The sequence below is a fragment of the Empedobacter sp. GD03797 genome (assembly GCF_029842105.1).
In the GTDB taxonomy this organism is placed as follows: Bacteria; Bacteroidota; Bacteroidia; order Flavobacteriales; family Weeksellaceae; genus Empedobacter; species Empedobacter falsenii_C.
In genome coordinates, this window is the sequence record NZ_JAOCFS010000002.1 from 234,694 (window position 1) to 251,297 (window position 16,604).

At 30.5% G+C, this 16,604-nt stretch carries 19 protein-coding genes and 1 tRNA gene; 6 read left to right on the forward strand and 14 right to left on the reverse strand.

Features of this window, described 5'->3' with window-relative positions:
* Positions 1–102: 102 nt before the first annotated feature.
* The 3 genes from N5D90_RS03075 to N5D90_RS03085 all read right to left on the reverse strand — a co-directional run bounded on the left by N5D90_RS03075 (position 103) and on the right by N5D90_RS03085 (position 1,592).
* Entirely contained in the window at positions 103–342 is a 240-nt protein-coding gene (locus N5D90_RS03075) for a hypothetical protein (RefSeq protein WP_280061517.1), read from the reverse strand.
* A 16-nt stretch (positions 343–358) separates the two neighbouring features.
* Positions 359–898, reverse strand: a complete 540-nt coding sequence (locus N5D90_RS03080) for a hypothetical protein (RefSeq protein ID WP_280061518.1) — start codon at positions 896–898, stop codon at positions 359–361.
* Positions 899–1,016: 118 nt separating this feature from the next.
* Complete coding sequence (locus tag N5D90_RS03085) at positions 1,017–1,592, reverse strand: hypothetical protein (RefSeq protein ID WP_280061519.1); 576 nt, start codon at positions 1,590–1,592, stop codon at positions 1,017–1,019.
* Positions 1,593–2,057: 465 nt separating this feature from the next.
* Here N5D90_RS03085 and N5D90_RS03090 point away from each other — a divergent pair, with 465 nt between their 5' ends.
* The gene (locus N5D90_RS03090; RefSeq protein ID WP_280061520.1) at positions 2,058–2,831 is read left to right on the forward strand and encodes a helix-turn-helix transcriptional regulator; all 774 of its coding nucleotides are present in this window, start codon (positions 2,058–2,060) and stop codon (positions 2,829–2,831) included.
* A gap of 56 nt (positions 2,832–2,887) precedes the next feature.
* A complete protein-coding gene (locus tag N5D90_RS03095) occupies positions 2,888–4,951 on the forward strand; it encodes a M48 family metalloprotease (RefSeq protein ID WP_280061521.1) in 2,064 nt (687 codons plus the stop codon).
* A 22-nt stretch (positions 4,952–4,973) separates the two neighbouring features.
* Here N5D90_RS03095 and pdxH read toward each other — a convergent pair whose 3' ends face one another.
* Entirely contained in the window at positions 4,974–5,621 is a 648-nt protein-coding gene (gene pdxH / locus N5D90_RS03100) for a pyridoxamine 5'-phosphate oxidase (protein ID WP_280061522.1), read from the reverse strand.
* Positions 5,622–5,696: 75 nt separating this feature from the next.
* On the opposite strand from pdxH, the gene N5D90_RS03105 reads away from it, so the two are divergent.
* Positions 5,697–6,248, forward strand: coding sequence for a YqgE/AlgH family protein (locus N5D90_RS03105; RefSeq protein WP_180904473.1), 552 nt, complete (start codon positions 5,697–5,699; stop codon positions 6,246–6,248).
* A 4-nt stretch (positions 6,249–6,252) separates the two neighbouring features.
* Here N5D90_RS03105 and N5D90_RS03110 read toward each other — a convergent pair whose 3' ends face one another.
* Together N5D90_RS03110 and N5D90_RS03115 are read right to left on the reverse strand one after the other, a co-directional pair.
* Positions 6,253–7,062 (reverse strand): aminotransferase class IV, encoded by an 810-nt coding sequence (locus tag N5D90_RS03110; RefSeq protein ID WP_280061523.1) that lies wholly within the window; start codon positions 7,060–7,062, stop codon positions 6,253–6,255.
* Positions 7,063–7,073: 11 nt separating this feature from the next.
* Positions 7,074–7,457, reverse strand: a complete 384-nt coding sequence (locus N5D90_RS03115) for an START-like domain-containing protein (protein ID WP_038330532.1) — start codon at positions 7,455–7,457, stop codon at positions 7,074–7,076.
* Between the two features lie 115 nt (positions 7,458–7,572).
* On the opposite strand from N5D90_RS03115, the gene N5D90_RS03120 reads away from it, so the two are divergent.
* Positions 7,573–7,646 (forward strand) — tRNA-Met (locus N5D90_RS03120).
* Between the two features lie 60 nt (positions 7,647–7,706).
* Here the strand turns inward: N5D90_RS03120 and N5D90_RS03125 are convergent.
* Complete coding sequence (locus N5D90_RS03125) at positions 7,707–8,576, reverse strand: DUF6515 family protein (RefSeq protein WP_280061524.1); 870 nt, start codon at positions 8,574–8,576, stop codon at positions 7,707–7,709.
* A gap of 231 nt (positions 8,577–8,807) precedes the next feature.
* On the opposite strand from N5D90_RS03125, the gene N5D90_RS03130 reads away from it, so the two are divergent.
* Positions 8,808–9,857: a nucleoid-associated protein gene (locus N5D90_RS03130; RefSeq protein WP_280045571.1), complete on the forward strand. Its 1,050-nt coding sequence runs from the start codon at positions 8,808–8,810 to the stop codon at positions 9,855–9,857.
* A 42-nt stretch (positions 9,858–9,899) separates the two neighbouring features.
* Here the strand turns inward: N5D90_RS03130 and N5D90_RS03135 are convergent, their stop codons facing one another.
* Together N5D90_RS03135 and N5D90_RS03140 are read right to left on the reverse strand one after the other, a co-directional pair.
* On the reverse strand, positions 9,900–10,595 hold the full coding sequence (locus N5D90_RS03135) for a LytTR family DNA-binding domain-containing protein (protein WP_280061525.1): 696 nt from the start codon (positions 10,593–10,595) through the stop codon (positions 9,900–9,902).
* Positions 10,592–11,752: a histidine kinase gene (locus tag N5D90_RS03140; RefSeq protein ID WP_280061526.1), complete on the reverse strand. Its 1,161-nt coding sequence runs from the start codon at positions 11,750–11,752 to the stop codon at positions 10,592–10,594. The genes N5D90_RS03135 and N5D90_RS03140 overlap by 4 nt, the downstream gene beginning before the upstream one ends.
* 23 nt (positions 11,753–11,775) lie before the next feature.
* Here N5D90_RS03140 and N5D90_RS03145 point away from each other — a divergent pair, with 23 nt between their 5' ends.
* A complete protein-coding gene (locus N5D90_RS03145; RefSeq protein WP_280061527.1) occupies positions 11,776–12,231 on the forward strand; it encodes a DUF420 domain-containing protein in 456 nt (151 codons plus the stop codon).
* On the opposite strand, the gene N5D90_RS03150 is transcribed toward N5D90_RS03145, so the two are convergent.
* The 5 genes from N5D90_RS03150 to N5D90_RS03170 all read right to left on the reverse strand — a co-directional run bounded on the left by N5D90_RS03150 (position 12,232) and on the right by N5D90_RS03170 (position 16,604).
* A complete protein-coding gene (locus N5D90_RS03150) occupies positions 12,232–12,690 on the reverse strand; it encodes a GNAT family N-acetyltransferase (RefSeq protein ID WP_280061528.1) in 459 nt (152 codons plus the stop codon).
* 52 nt (positions 12,691–12,742) lie between these two features.
* Positions 12,743–13,261: a hypothetical protein gene (locus tag N5D90_RS03155; RefSeq protein WP_280061529.1), complete on the reverse strand. Its 519-nt coding sequence runs from the start codon at positions 13,259–13,261 to the stop codon at positions 12,743–12,745.
* Positions 13,258–13,686 (reverse strand): hypothetical protein, encoded by a 429-nt coding sequence (locus tag N5D90_RS03160; RefSeq protein WP_280048904.1) that lies wholly within the window; start codon positions 13,684–13,686, stop codon positions 13,258–13,260. Before N5D90_RS03160 ends, N5D90_RS03155 begins: the two co-directional genes overlap by 4 nt.
* Positions 13,687–13,696: 10 nt before the next feature.
* Positions 13,697–14,866, reverse strand: coding sequence for a sigma-54 dependent transcriptional regulator (locus N5D90_RS03165; RefSeq protein WP_280061530.1), 1,170 nt, complete (start codon positions 14,864–14,866; stop codon positions 13,697–13,699).
* A 97-nt stretch (positions 14,867–14,963) separates the two neighbouring features.
* Positions 14,964–16,604 carry an AMP-binding protein gene (locus N5D90_RS03170; RefSeq protein WP_280061531.1) on the reverse strand — a complete coding sequence of 547 codons (1,641 nt, stop codon included), beginning with the start codon at positions 16,602–16,604 and terminating at the stop codon, positions 14,964–14,966.

Consider the following 16,604-nt stretch of genomic DNA (forward strand, 5'->3'; position numbering starts at 1 on the left):
ACCCTTATGTTCGCGTAAATTGGCGCTAATGTAGTTTTCTAAATACGTAAGATGTTCGTCATTGTATGCATAAAACATTTCATTTTTGAAAGATGCTTGCAATCAAAGTTCTGTATCAAAAAAACGGTGTGCGGGCATTTCTAAAATGCCTTTTGTACCCGAAATATAAATTTCTGTAGATTTTTTTTTGTTATAACCACAATGCTTGCAGTACAAACTTACTTGGTTGTTTTCTTCGATAACTTTTGCCACCGCTTTTTTATCGCAAGATGGGCAAACTACCCAAACTTCGTTGTAGAAATCTTGAATGGTTTTGTTTTGGTCTTGGAAACGTGAGGACATAGAATAATACATTTATTTACTTTGTATTCTCTTTCAATTTGTAGATAATATTCATCATTGCATCGATTTTATTAACAGAATACGATTTGAAATTTATACCTACTAGTTTTGCTTTACCTTCTTTCACCGCATTATATCCTATTTCTCCAGGTGGGGAAATATTATTTTTGTATTGAGGTATATGCGTATTAATTTGGTTTGCTCCACTGATGTATGTTTTTCCTGCATATTCCCATACTGCAGCTACCCAAAGAGATATTGGTATTTTCGATTGATTGCAAAGATCGTTTAAAGAATTACAAGGATAAAATTTTCCTTTTTTTTCTGATCCAAACTTGTTGAAGAAACCTTTGGATTGGTCTATTTTGTAATCTTCCAAAACAACTACTGCTTCGCCAATTTCTGAAATAGAAGCACTGAGCTTAAATTCTGCTGGGAAACCATATACATTGTCTTCAGTTTCTTTATCGGGTGCATAAGATAGGGAAAACATTTTTTGTGCATTCGCTATTCCTAAACCTAAGAATATGGCGAATAGTGTGAGTAGTTTTTTCATAGTTTCTATAATTTTAATTGTTATTTGTGATTTGTTATAAGTCTTCTCTATAGGCTCGAAGTGACACAACTTCTGATTTCTGGCTACATTAACAAAGCCATCATTCTTTATCTATTTTTTAATTAGCATTCCAAACTGCTTGGGAAATTACATCAGTACACGGGCAAGTAGAAGGATCTGTCATTATTAGCTTTAGTGTTACAATAACATCTTTTATATATTTGCTAGCTCCTTCTTCGTTATAGGTGCATTTCACCAAAGCTGCTGCACCGCAAAATGTCCATACTTGTGCATTTAGCTCATCTTCACTTGCAAGATTTTCATATTTATCATATAACGGACAATTGTCAATACCTCCTGCTAAATCATCTTGTAATGTATTACTTCCCGAAAAAGTAAAAAGGTATTCTGTCCCTCCATTTTTACCAGTATAATATTGTTGCGTACCAGTTATTTTTAGGTAATAATCGGCATATTTTGGTTCGGTATGATAATACATATTATTACCCGCATTTTGGTACACATTTACTTTATTAGGTTCGGTTAAAGTAATTTCGTTATTTTGATGTACGACAGAAACCGTATAATATCCATCGGCAGAAGTATAATTTCCATTGGTTAGTGTTTGTGCATAAGCTTTTGTAGTTACAGCTACAAATAACAATAGGCAAAAGGTTTTAATAATTGTTTTCATAGTTTTTATTTTTAATAGTTATTTCAGTTTTCAACTTTTAACTTCTGATTTCTAACTTTTGTATTTAATCTTTCCAATAGGATATTTCAATTTTTATTTTCTTTTAAGTAAAAGCATTTTGTAAGGGTTTCGGTTTTTGTAAAATTTATATAGAATAAGTTGTTATTAATTTTAAAAACTTGGTATCAAGTTATTTTATAAACATTAGTGGTTATAAGAGCTGCATTTTAATTTTCTATATACAATTCAAAGTTTTATTTAGCCATCGCATATAGCGTCATTGGTTAATTGTGGTTCTATGTTTGTCCACAAAAAATTAAGAATAGTAAAGTAATTAGCTTTTTCATAATTACTTTTATTCGTGTTATATCAAAGTACCATAATTTCTAAACGCAAAAAAATACCTCAAAAGAGGTATTTTTTAACATAATTTAACTATTTTTATATATATTAAATACAATGCTTATGGAACCTAAAAAGCATTTACTTAACGATGTATGGAATCAATTTCCTGAAGTCATTTCTAATGAATATACAAATGAGATTGTAATACCAGACTTAGAGCATTTCTTTGCTAATGTTTTTAGTGTCGGATCTTTTTATTATTATATTTTAAATTTTAATAATAGTACATTAAGTAATGTACATGAGAATATTTTGTCAATTCATGGTTTAAATGCTTATCCAGAACATTTAAAAGATATTATTGATTTAATACATCCCGATGATTTGGCTTTTGTGATGGAGGCTGAAGCTTGGACTTTGGAAATATATCAAATATTAGGACCTAAACATCAATTACATTTAAAAACGGGCTATTGTTTTAGGATGAAAACAGCTGAGGGTAATTATGAACTATTTTATCATCAAGCCTTTCATAGTTTAAAAAACGATAAAGGTGAATTATTACAAGCGGTAAACATTCATACCAATATTCAGCATATTACACCTATTAATAATTACGTAGCCACGGTTTCGGGTTTGGGAACAAGAACCGACTTTTATTCCAAAAAAATTGTAGTAGAAAAAATAGAAGGTGAACCCAAAGAACGACTTACAAAACGGGAAATTGAAATTTTAAGTTTACTGCTTAAAGGTTTTTCAGATAAAGAAATCGCCAATTTATTATATATATCGTATCATACGGTACATACCCATCATAAAAAAATATTATATAAGACAAAATCTAAAAATAGTTTAGACCTTTTAAAACGCAGTCTTGAAAACGGTTATTTATAAAAAAACCTGATGAAATTTCATCAGGTTTTTTTATATTCGAAACTTTAATTAACACTATGAATTCTTTTAAAATAAACGTTTCTGAAACGTACAAAAAGGCGCAAAAAAAATCGGCAGTTTGGATTGCTCTTTTCTTGATTACTCTTTTCTTTTCTACAATTTTGAGCATCATCATTTTTATAATTTGTGTTTGTGGAGGAATCGCTATTGTCATAGCAAAACCAATGTGGATTACCATTATTTTAGGTTTGGGACTGTTGGCTTTAGGAGGTTTAATCGTTTACTATAACATTAAATTTATTCTGAATATTTTCAAAAAAACAGTTACAAATGGAATTGAAATTTTTGAAATAGATCAACCAGAATTATTCAAATTAATAAAAGAAACCGCAGATAAAGTTGGCACAAAACATCCAAAAAAAGTATTTATTATTGATGATGTAAATGCATATGTTTCCTATTCGAACAATTTGCAAAGTTTAGTTTTTCCGACGAGAAAAAATTTGTCGATTGGTATTGGTTTGCTTCATGGTATTTCTCAAAACGAATTAAAAGGAATAATTGCGCACGAATTTGGGCATTTTTCTCAAAAATCAATGACAATTGGTAGTCATGTTGGAAATGCGACCAAAATTATGGAAGATATTTTATACAGTAATCAAACCTTGAGATTTGATGTCGATAATTTAGGTCAAATTAATGGAATTGTTGGTTTTATTTCGATGGGCGCTGTTGCTTACAATAAAATGATTGAATCTATTTTGAAAATAATTCACAAAAAATTAGAATTTAATTATCTAAAATTAAGTCGAGAAATGGAATTTCATGCGGATCAAATTGCAACAAATGTTGTGGGAATTGAGACGATGAGCAAACCATTATTGAGAATAGAATTGTATCAATTTGTTTACCAAGAATTAGCCAATTTTTATACAAGTTTACAAGATGATAAAAAGTTTTCGACTAATATTTATCAAAATATGAATCAATTAGTTGACTTTTATATCGATGATTACGAACTTTCTTTAGAAAATAATTTAGCAATTGTTGGAATTAATGAATTTAATCAAAATCATTCTTTACTACAATTTGAAGATTTATGGTCGACGCATCCAGAAATGGACAAACGTTTAGCAAATATAGCGTCTACAAATCATCATTCTGAGATAGACAAATCTCCAAAAGCCATTACATTACTTCAAAAAAATAATGAATTTGAAGAAGAATTTACATTCAATTTTTTCTTTCAATTAAATTTATATCGTGTCAATGAAATAGACAATTCAGAATTTATTGAAACGTTTAAAAGCATTCATAATAAATACAATTACCCTAAAGTTTACAATCATTTTTTTTCAAATTATGATTTACCTTTTGATCGAATTAAAAAAGCTGATTTAACGGATAAACAACAAAATATTCCTACGAATGAATTGTTTTCGGATGAAAATATTATAGTTGCAAAACAATATTTAGCTTTACAAATTGATTTATTGCAATTAGATTTTTTTTCCAGTCAAAAAAAGCCGCAACCATTCAAATACAACAATGTTGTTTACAATAAAAAACAAGATGTACTGAAAGTTAAAGAAGAATTGGAGCAAATAAATAAGGAAAAAGAAGCTGAGTTTTCTGAATATTTAGACAATATCAAAATATTTTTCAGATCTAATTTAGATGAACAAAAAGCTATTTTATTAGAAGATTGTATCAAAGTTGAAGCAGATTTATCAGCGAATATTCAATTGGTAGATGAAATTAGAACTCATATTAATTTTGCAACAAAACCTATTCACGAAAAGCTAAGAATTGAGGCTTTAACAGTTTTGAATGATCAAGTTGAACAACTAAAAAATGTAACAAAAGATATTCTACAAAGTGAAATAGCAAAGGAAAAAATAACAATTCGAAAAGTTGAAAATGCGCAATATTTTATAGATGAAGATTGGATTTTCTTTTTTGACTCTACAGGTTATAACAACAATGCTTTTGAGAATTTGATTGAAAATTTATACTTTGTAGATCAAGTTTCAAATAACTTATTGTTTCAAAAGAAATCTGCTTTTCTAAAAGAATACGAACCATTGTTAAACTATACATCAAAAACAAAAGCCTCTTAATTAGAGGCTTTTGTTTTATATCTTAAGGCGCTAATCGCTCTTTTTTCCAATCAAAATCGTCTTGTAAAACATAACGAACTCTATCGTGTAAACGACTTGGACGTCCTTGCCAAAACTCTATCTCCGTTGGACGAATCAAGAAACCTCCCCAATGTGCTGGGCGCGTAATTTCTTTTCCTTCGTATTTTTTTTCTAATTCCAATTCTTCTGCTGCTAAATCCTCATACTCATCAATCACAGAACTTTGCGCCGAAATCCAAGCGCCTAACTGGCTACTTCTTGGACGCGTTTCGAAATATCCATCCGAATTATTATCCGATGTTTTTTCTGCTACACCTTTTATAATAATCTGTCTTTCGAGAAATGGCCAAAAAAATGACAAACAAACATGTGGATTCTCTAACAAAGCTTTTCCTTTCTGACTGTTGTAATTCGTATAAAAAATAAAACCTTCGTCCGTATATCTTTTCAATAAAACAACACGCGTTCTCGGAAATCCATCTTCACCAATCGTCGCAACAGACATCGCATTCGCTTCATCTACTCCATCCGATTCTTCAGCTTGCAAAAACCAATCACGAAATTGTTCGATCGGATTTTCTCTTAACGAATCAAAATTCATCGACTGTTTTTCGTAAACTTTTCTTTTATAACTTAAATCTTGTTTCATTAATGATTATTTTATATTTTTAAACCGCTAATCATATCTTTCGTTAAGATTTTACTCAATAAAACCGAAACAAAAATGTCTATCAAAAGTATAAAAAAAGGAGCTATTTTGGTCGCAAAACCAACATTAAGTAACGATATTTTTCAGCGAAGTGTTATTTTAATTACAGAACACTTAGAATCTGGAAGTATTGGTTTTATTCTTAATCATTCTTCTCATATTCCGATTAGTATTTTTGTATCTGAAATAGAATCTGCTTCTATTGTTTTTGAAGGTGGACCTGTCGATAAAGAAAATATCTATTATATTCACAAACGCCCTGATTTAATCAGAAATAGCGAAAAAATTGCTGACAATTTATATTGGTCTGGTGTGTATGAAGATGTACGCGATGCGGTAAATCAGAATTTGATTACGCAAGATGAAATCAAGTTTTTTATTGGATATTGTGGTTGGGCGCCAAAACAAATCAAAGATGAATTAAACGATAATTCGTGGGCTGTAACCGATTTAGATTTTGATATTTTTGAGCGTTGGGATGCTGATTTGTGGAAGAAATTGATGAAACAGCTTGGAGGTGAAAACTTAATTTGGCTAAACACCCCCGCTGATCCTTCTATGAATTAATCGATTATAAATACTTAAAAATCGATTTTGTTTTGTCTAAAGTGTATTCTTTTTTACGATTTTTGGTAATTGGTAAAATTCCAACTCCATCAATCAAAATGAAAACTTCTTCTGCTTTCTGAATTTCGAATGGAAAAATTTCTACTTCTTCTACTTTAAATTCTTCGGCTTTATTAATTTTTGTAATGAAATTATTTCTCAAAACACTTGTAATAACACCTTCTTCTTTTTTCGGCGTACGAATCGTTTCTCCATTCACCACAAAAATATTTCCTCGTAAAGAACGTGCCATTTTTTTGTTTGCATTTAGCAAAATAATATCAGCATAATCATTCTCTAAACGATAGATTTCTGCAATATTTTCTTCTGGACGATACGTATTCACAAGTGAGTAAAATGCAGTATTAATCGCATAATCTTTGTAAACATCAATCTCGTTTTCAGCTTGTAAAAACTCCCAATCATTTTCACTATTTTCGATAGAAATCAAATAATTGATAGATGCTTTTAGATAATCTTCCTCATCATTTCTGAAAGCAAAAAATTCTACTTTTCCTGATTTCGATTGATTTGTTTCTGCTAATAAATTGATTTGTTCTTGAAAAAATTCTGGTGTAAAATCTAACGGAATATTCATGCGGTAAATACGCATAGAAGCCATTAGATTGAAATAATGATCTTCCCAATCAATAATTTCACCATTTACAAATCGTAAAATTTCTTTTACAGCATCACCATTACGAAAAGCTCTGTTCTGAATTCCTATTTCTGCATTTGCTTTTTCGACAATAACGCCACCTAAGTTAATTTTCAAAATAATAGATTTTAAACAGATCCTAAGATTTTTTTAAGATCTTCAATTTGACTTTCCCACAATTGTTTTGATTCTTCTACTTCGTCTTCATCAGCAAAATCTGTAATAACTAATGATACATCGTTCGTTAAATCGTCTTCTACAATTGTTAATTCGAAGAAATATTTCGTGTCTTCATCATATTCCCATTGAAAGCGCACGTATCCATCTTGCTTAGATTTCATCAAAAATGCAGATTCTTCGTGTCCATCCCAAATAAAAGTATATTTTTCTCCACGAGAATTTACATTATCTGCAAACCATTCTGATAAACCTGAAGGGTTTGAAATATAGTTATATAGCAAAGACGGTGAAGACTTGATTGAAAATTCTACTTGATATTTCTTTTTTGGCATAATTCTATTTTATTGAAGTCGCAAGATATAAAATGAATTGTATCTACCAAAGAAAATCAAAATAAGTTTTGTTATAAAATCAAAAAAAAATTACCTTTGCAAAAATTAAAATTTAGGCGAGGTAGCTCAGATGGTTAGAGCGCAGGATTCATAACCCTGAGGTCGGCAGTTCGATTCTGCTCTTCGCTACAAATGAAAAGCCCAAACAGATAATCTGTTTGGGCTTTTACTTAACTACTAAAACCTATACTAATCTAAATAACCTACTACTTGATAAGCTCTTGTTCCTCTGTTGTAAATTTTTTGGTACAAAACACCTCCAAATTCATACAGATATTCTCCTCCATAATCTAATCTTTCATATCCTGCTGGTAACGCATATACGATAGCACCGAGCGGAGCTTGAACTACTTCATAATAATTTCTATTTGGGCTGTAATAAACACCTTCGTAGAAATAATATGGATTTCTATTACCAATATTAATTGTTACATAACCTACTGGTAAAATATTAATTCTAAATCCTACGTATGGCATATATCTCACATATCCATTGTTATAAGGACGATAGTAAATACCGTTGTTTCCGTAGAAATTATAACTGTTGTACGAATACTTGTTATAGTTTCTTACATTCACATTAGAAACTGGTCGGTTTCCTCTGTTGTATGAGCTAGAATTTATACGAACTGGATTGTTATAGAAATCTCTGTTTTTTAAACTCTCAGATCTGTTGCCTTGATTTCCTTGGCTATTTTCTCTGTTATTTCTACTATTATTCCAATCTTTGTTAGAACTTGGTCTACTACTTACAATCGCTGTATTGTTTCTATCTATACGTGTACTCGTTTCACGTTCTGTTCTATTTGTAGAATTTTTCCAAGATTCGTTCGTAGAATTACCGCGATCTATTCTTTCTGTTCTATTTCCTTCAATACGACTAGTTCTATTTTCTGTTCTAGCCATTTCAGAGCGTCCATTTCCTTGACTTCTTGAAGTTGCTTCTCTTGAAGAAGAACTTCTCTCACCACCTCTTTGACCTCTATCTTGAGCATTTACACCAACAGCTAACATGGCTGTAAAAGCTACTCCTAAAAGTGTAAATCTAATTTTTTTCATCATCCAACTTTTTAATAAATTAAGACATCTCTCCTAATACTATTTCCGTGCCATAATTATAAATTTTAAGCATACAAAATCAATAAATCATCAAAATAATTTATAAATTATTAATATTCAATGAATTGTATTAACAATTTTGTTTGACAATTTTGTTAAATATTTTTATTCCTGACATCGTTTGTATTGATTTGTGAATTGATTACTTTTGTTTTTAAGAAATTATATAAAATGATTGACGTTAAAAATGCTTACATCGCCTTTATTAGTTTACAAAAAGTTGGACATAAAGTTCGAGAAGAAGCTAACATTTTTGCCGATAAAACACTAGAATACGACGAATCTAAGGAAGAACAATTGGTTCCTTTCTTATTAAGTCCTTTCAAAAAAACGCTCGAAATTAATCGTTTCACGCATTATACAGAAAAGTTAGAATTTAATGTTTTGTATAATCAATGCAAGCAAATGTTTGATGAAGAAACAGATTTTATCGATTTTTCGCAAGAAGTTTTAAGTCATTTATACGAGAAATCATTGCATCCGCAGATCAAAAGTGGTGAAGTTTTTATTGCGCTTTTCGAGAATATGATGTTCGACGGAATTCCTTGTCGTGGAATTGGAATTTATAAATTAGAGAATAAGAAAAAATTCTTGCGTTTCGACGAATCGCGTGGTTTAGATTACAACATTTGGAAAGGTTACAAGTTAGAAGGAATCGACAAAGCCTGTCTTATTCTTGATGCTTATCGCGACGAAGGTTTCCGCGTCTACTCTATCGATGATAAAAATGTGGAGTCAGAATATTGGAAGAAAAATTTCTTAGAAATTGATTTGATTAAGGATAACAATTACCATACAAAGAAATATATGGAGTTGATTACAGATTTCTCGAATGATTTTCTTTTGGATAAAACGGACAAAAAACAACAAGCAGAATTTATCTCAAATTCGATAAATGTATTGAATTCAAATGAAGTTGTAACGAATGAAATTTTTGAAGATCAAGTTTTGAAACCTTTCGAAATTATTGACGAATTCAAAGAATATAAGAAAGATTATAGCGAAAATAATCGTGTTGAATTTGTAGAAGCTTTCGAAGTTTCAGTTCCAACTTTGATGAAAGAATCGAAGAAAATTAAAAGTGAAATTAAATTAGACACGAAGATTAATATCAAATTAGATTTGACAAATCCAGATGCAGCCGAAGAATATTTGGAGCGTGGTTTTGACGAAGAAAAGAAAATGTATTATTATAAAGTCTACTTTAACTCAGAACAATAATAGTTAAATAACAATTACAAGCTCCAAAATTTTGGAGCTTTTTTATTTGATATACTTCTCAAAATCAGATTTATATTTCTCTGATAAATTAAATTCTTTCTTTCCTATTATTAAATTATTTTTCCCAAAAGAAGTCACTTTATTAAAATTGATAATATGCGAACGATTAATCTGAATAAAATTATCAGGTAAATTTTCCTTCATTTTTTTCAATGTCATCAACGGAATATACGGTAACTCCTTTTCCTCAGAATATATTTTCAAATAATCCTTCATACTTTCGATATACAAAATAGACGAAAGCTTTATTTTTACTTGCTTTGCATCAATTTTAATGAAAATATCGTCGTTTTGTTTCAATAAATTTTCAAGATTTTTTTGATGTTTTATTTTAGAAATTGTTCGTTCAAAATCTTCAAAACTATAAGGTTTAAGCAAAAAATCTGTTGCCGAAACTTTAAAACCTTCTATCGCATAATTGCTATAAGCAGACACAAAAACAATTGACGCTTTTACATCATTTTCTGACAACGATTTTACAAAATCAATTCCATTTAACTCGGGCATTTCAATATCCAAAAAAATACAATCAACTTGATTTTTAAGTAGAAATAATTGGGCAGATTGAGAAGAATTAAAACTCGCAACCAACTCTAAATCATCAGAATGACGAATAAAATTCTCTAACAATTTCAACGCTAAAGGCTCATCATCAATCGCAATACAGGTTAATTTCATTTCAACTTAATTTTTAGTAAACATTTGTAAACATTTGATTCTGTCTTCGCAATATATTCATAATTGGACGAATACATAATTTCTAAACGTTTTAGCGTATTTTGAATTCCAATATTTTTAGAACGATTAATGCGTTTATTTTCAAAGATTTCATTTGCTGTTTCTAAAATTAATAATCCATTTTCAACATTAATCTTCAAACAAATTTCGCAATCTTTCGTCGTCGAAATTCCATATTGAAAAGCATTTTCTATAAACGTCAACAATATCATTGGTGCAATTTCCAACTCATTTTCAGAAGTAGAAATCTCAACTTTTAACGTTACATTTTCTGGAATCCGAAAACGCATCAAATCAATATAATTCTCGATAAAACTAATTTCATCTTTCAGCAAAACTTTATCATTTTGCTCTTCATTCAACACAAAACGCATCATTTTAGCCATTTTCTGAATTGCAATTCTCGACTTTTCAACTTCAAAATAAGTTAACGAATGAATCGTATTTAATGTATTGAAAAAGAAATGCGGATTAATTTGCGCTTTCAAAACACTTAATTCTGCTTTGGTTTTTTCTTCTTTCAACAAAAGTTTTTTCTTTTCTTCTTTGTTCCAATTTTTAATCAAATGAGATGAAATTCCAATCGCGAAAATTAGTAAAGCAAAAATTGAAATATAAATCGAAATGAAAAATGAATTTTGCTTCGCATTTGTTGGCTGATTTGGATGTAATATTTGATGAAGTTTTTGATTTAATTGCAACATTTCTTCTACTTGATTCATCACAAGAATCAGAAAAATGGTCAAAATTATTAACGTTAAAATATACAAAACGCCATTTTTTCTCCAACTAATTTTTGGCAATAAAAAACCTATATTCAAATAATACAATATCATTAAAAAGACAAGTAAAATTGCATGATAAACGTAGTGTTCTATTGGTAAATTGATGCGATAGGTAAGCGGAAAAATGATGAAAAAGATAAATGCAATTCCGATCCATCCCAATAAATGGAAAATAAGTGGATATTTTTTTACGAAATCTTGCATCATCAAAACTTTTAGCGAAGTAACGAAAAAGCTTTTGGAAAGCGAACTAATTTGGTCGTGAAAAATTTGTAGTTCGTCTAAAAAAATTGTCCAATTCCGCTGTGGCAAATACTTTTGAATAAAAAATATTCATGATGCCAATTAGTCAAATCGTCGTTTACAGCATGTTAATTTTATCAATCTTTGCTCCATTTATTGCTTTGTATGCGATAAAATTAGTAAAACAAGGAAAATATGAGCAACATATAAAAGTTCAAAAAAACTTATTTTATGCTTGTGTTACAGGCGTTATTTTATTGGAATTAACGATTCGTTTTTCTGGAGGTTCTGGTAGTTTGGTAAAAGTGAGTCCATATTTAGCGACAACATTTTTCCATACCACACTTTGGGCGCATATTATTGGTGCTGTTTTAACGTATATTGTTTGGGCTTTTACAATTTTCAAATCAAAAAATCAAAATAAAAAGAGACAATTACCAGGAAAATTTTCAACGATTCATCGCAAGTTAGGTTATGTTGTAATTATCGGACTTTTTTATACAGGAATCACAGCTTTGATGGTTTGTACAATGGCTTTTTTCTTGTAATTAATTCAATTTCAAAATACATTGATAATTCAAAATCTCAAAACCATTTTTCAACCAAAAGCCTTTTGCAGATTGATTTTCCGCTGTAAATTCTAATTCAATATATGCTTGATCCTTCAAGAAATTTATCGCTTCTTCAACCAATTTAGAAGCGATATTTTGATTGCGATAATTTGCATCAACATACAACGAATCTATTCTTCCTTTTGATTTTATCGCAAAGTATTTCGGACGAAAATGTTTCGAACAAATAATATATCCCGCCAACTTATTTTCTATTTCGGCTACAAATACTTTTATGTTTTGTTGTTGCAAAATTCCCTTGAAAAAATCATCAATATCATGTTTGTAAGTCAAATCTATTTGATACAACGCATTAAACTCTTGATGATGTTGTAACAATTTTATCATCATTCTTTTCAATTCAGGAATATCATTTTCTGTAGCAATTCTTATCATATCTAAAAATAAAAAAATCCAGTTAAAAAACTCTAACTGGATTTATTAAAAACTATTGTTTATCTAATTTTATTTTGTCTTGACCTTGTTGCAATTGATACAACTCGATAATATCCTCAATCGGATAATTGAACCAATCGACTTGTTTTTTGATTTTCGAATTTTGATCTAAATACAAATATGTCGTGAATTTCATCGCTGGAAATTTCATTCCATTGTATGTATAAGGCGAAAATTCTCCGTTTGCAATAATCATCGAATCGTTAGAAAATAATTCATTTACTTTCAATAATTTATTGTTTTCATATTGCATTGTTTGATCACTCCAACGAATAATATCATTCAATAAATAACGCGGATCTACCGTAGAACCTCCTGAATATTGCGCCACGTTTTCGTACAGCAAACTATCATTGTAAAAAGATAACATTTTTTTGTAATCTTTTCGAGATGAATAATTTTCGAAAAAACGTTTTCCTAATTCATCATTTTTACTGGCTGAAGAAGAATTACAACTTACTAAAAAAGTAATTGCAATAAGACTTAAAATCCACGTAAATTTTATTTTCATTTGTCTGAAATTCTTGTTAAATAATTTTCACCATTATCATCAGCCATTCCATCTTCGTTGAGAATCATAATCTCCGAATTGTCTGACCAACGTAAAAATTGAAAAGGTAATTTTTTCTTTTTCGAATCGATTTCCATCAACGATCCATCATCCTTTTTGAACAATTCTCCATCATAAGATTGACCTTTATATTCAGCAGTAAATTTGTCATCTGCTAATTTCAAAACGATTTTATCTCCAAAATATTTTCCTTCAAAAACTCCTTTGTAAATAAGCGTTTCGCTCGTAAAAACAGAATTTTTCTCTAAAGACAATACATCTTCATGCGATAAACCATCCGAACTTTTATCAACTTCTACATTATCCTTTTTACATGAAAATAAAAAGAATTGGCTGATAAATAGAAGAAAGACAATTTTTTTCATCTGAGATGAATTATTTTTTCACGAATTGCTCAACGTCTTTTCTCGAAATTGGATTATCACCCAAAATCAATAAACGTTCAACAACATTTCTCAACTCACGAATATTACCTGTCCAGTCCAATTCTTTCAACGCATCATAAGCCGAATTATCAAAAGATTTTTGACTTGTCGTATCTTTTACAAAATGTTCTACCAACAAAGGAATATCATCTTTACGATCATTAAGCGCTGGAACATTGATAATAATTACCGCCAAACGATGGTATAAATCTTCGCGAAAACGACCTTCTTCAATCTCTTTTCGTAAGTCTTTATTTGTTGCAGCAATTACGCGAACATTCACGTTAATCTCTTTCTCAGAGCCAACTGGCGATACTTTTCCTTCTTGTAACGCACGCAAAACTTTTGCTTGAGCAGAAAGACTCATATCCCCTATTTCATCTAAGAAAATTGTTCCTTCATTTGCCAATTCAAACTTACCTTGTTTGTCTTTAACAGCTCCAGTAAATGATCCTTTTACGTGACCAAACAACTCACTTTCAATTAATTCAGCAGGAATTGCCGCACAGTTTACTTCAACTAAAGGTTTTACATTACGATCACTTTTTTCATGCAAATGATGTGCAACCAACTCTTTACCTGTTCCATTTGGACCAAGAATCAATACGCGAGCGTCTGTAGCAGCCACTTTATCAATAATTTGTTTCACTTCTGCAATTGCAGGAGCATCACCAATCATTTCGTATTTTTTCGCAACTTTTTTCTTTAATGCTTTGTTTTCTTTCTTCAATTCTTTGTTCGAAGACATCAACGATTTACGGTCTAAAGCATTGCGAACAGTCGTCAATAATTTATTAAGATCTGGAGGTTTTGGGATAAAATCGTACGCACCTTTTTTGATCGCATCAACAGCCAAATCAACATCTCCGTGCCCCGTAATCATCACCATTGTTAGGTCTGGATTATATTCCATCGCTTCTGACAAAACCTCCATTCCATCTTTCAATGGCATTTTTATATCACTTATAATTAAGTCGTATTCTTTTTCTTTTATTTTTTCAAGCCCAACAGCTCCGTTTTCAGCTTCATCCACATTCCATTTTGGATTTTCGTCCATTAAAATGCTTTTCAAAACGTTGCGGATTGCCTGTTCATCTTCGATTAATAAGATATTTGACATCGTTTAGATCGTTTATTTTTATATAATTAAAATAGACTCAAAGATAATTGAAATAATTATTTTTAAGTCTACTTTTTAAATAGATTTTAATACTTTTTTAAGATGTTTTCACTTTTCGTGCATTTTCTAAACCTAATTCTTTTATAGAAACTTCTCTCATTTCTATTTTTCGAATTTTTCCTGAAATGGTCATTGGGAATTCTTGTACAAATTTCCAATATTTAGGACGCTTGAAATGAGCGATGGATAAACAATAAGCCTTCAATTCGTCTTCGGTTACAGTAATACCTTCTTTCACTTTCACCCAAGCCATTACTTCTTCTCCATATTTGATACTTGGAACGCCAATAATTTGAACATCAGAAATTGATTCATGTTCGTACAAAAAATCTTCAATCTCTTTTGGTGAAATATTTTCTCCTCCTCTAATGATAATATCTTTAATGCGCCCCGTAATGTTGATATATCCGTCTACATCCATTGTCGCTAAATCACCGGTATGCAACCAATTATTCTCATCAATAACTTGCGCAGTTGCTTCTGGATTGTTCCAATATTTTTGCATGACCGAATAACCTCTTGTACAAAATTCACCAGCAATTCCACGAGGTAAAATATCTCCTGTTTGTGGATCAATAATTTTAATTTCTAAATGATCTTGAACTGTTCCAACTGTCGAAACTTGCTTTTCTAAAGGCGTTCCAATAATGGTTTGAGTAGAAACTGGCGAAGTTTCTGTCATCCCATAACAAATCGAAACTTCTTTCATATTCATTTTAGCTTGCACTTTCTTCATGATTTCAATCGGACAAGGCGATCCTGCCATTACACCTGTTCTCAAAGATGTTAAATCGAAACGATCAAAATTTGGTAATTCTAATTCCGCAATAAACATCGTCGGAACTCCGTAAAGTGACGTACATTTTTCCATTTCGACTGCATTCAACGTTTTTGCTGGATCAAAACTATCCGAAGGAATTACCATACAAGCACCATGAGAAGTACACGCCATATTTCCAATTACCATTCCGAAACAATGATAAAACGGAACAGGAATACAAACACGATCACGATGTGTATAATTTAATCGAACACCGATAAAAAATCCATTGTTCAATAAATTATGATGTGTTAGCGTTACTCCTTTTGGAAAGCCAGTTGTTCCCGAAGTATACTGAATATTTACAGCGTCATCAAACTGAACAGCTTGCTCTATTTGATGAACTTCTGAAGTCGAAATTTCTTCTCCTTCGATCAAGAAATTATCCCAATTTTCTTCAAAAATGATGATATGTTTTAGTGATTTCGCATTGTCTTTTACATTGTTCAACATCACTTTATATTCACTTGTTTTGAAACATAAAGCAGCAAAAACAGCTGAAATTTCCGCTTGATTTAATACAAACTCGAGTTCATTTTCGCGATAAGCAGGATTCAAATTAACCAAAATCATTCCCACACGAGCCGTTGCATATTGTAACAACGTCCATTCTGCACGATTTGGCGCCCAAATACCTACGCGATCACCTTTTTGCAAACCAATAGCAATCAATGATTTTGCAATTTGTTCAGTTTGTGAATAAAACTCTGTGTACGTCGCTCTATAATTTTGATCAACGCAAACCAAAGCCTCTTGCTGCGGATATTTTGCAACTGTATTTCGTAAATTTTCGCCAATCGTTTCTCCTAAAAGAGGATATTGTGATGCCCCACTTGAGTATGATAAGTTAGAAATCAT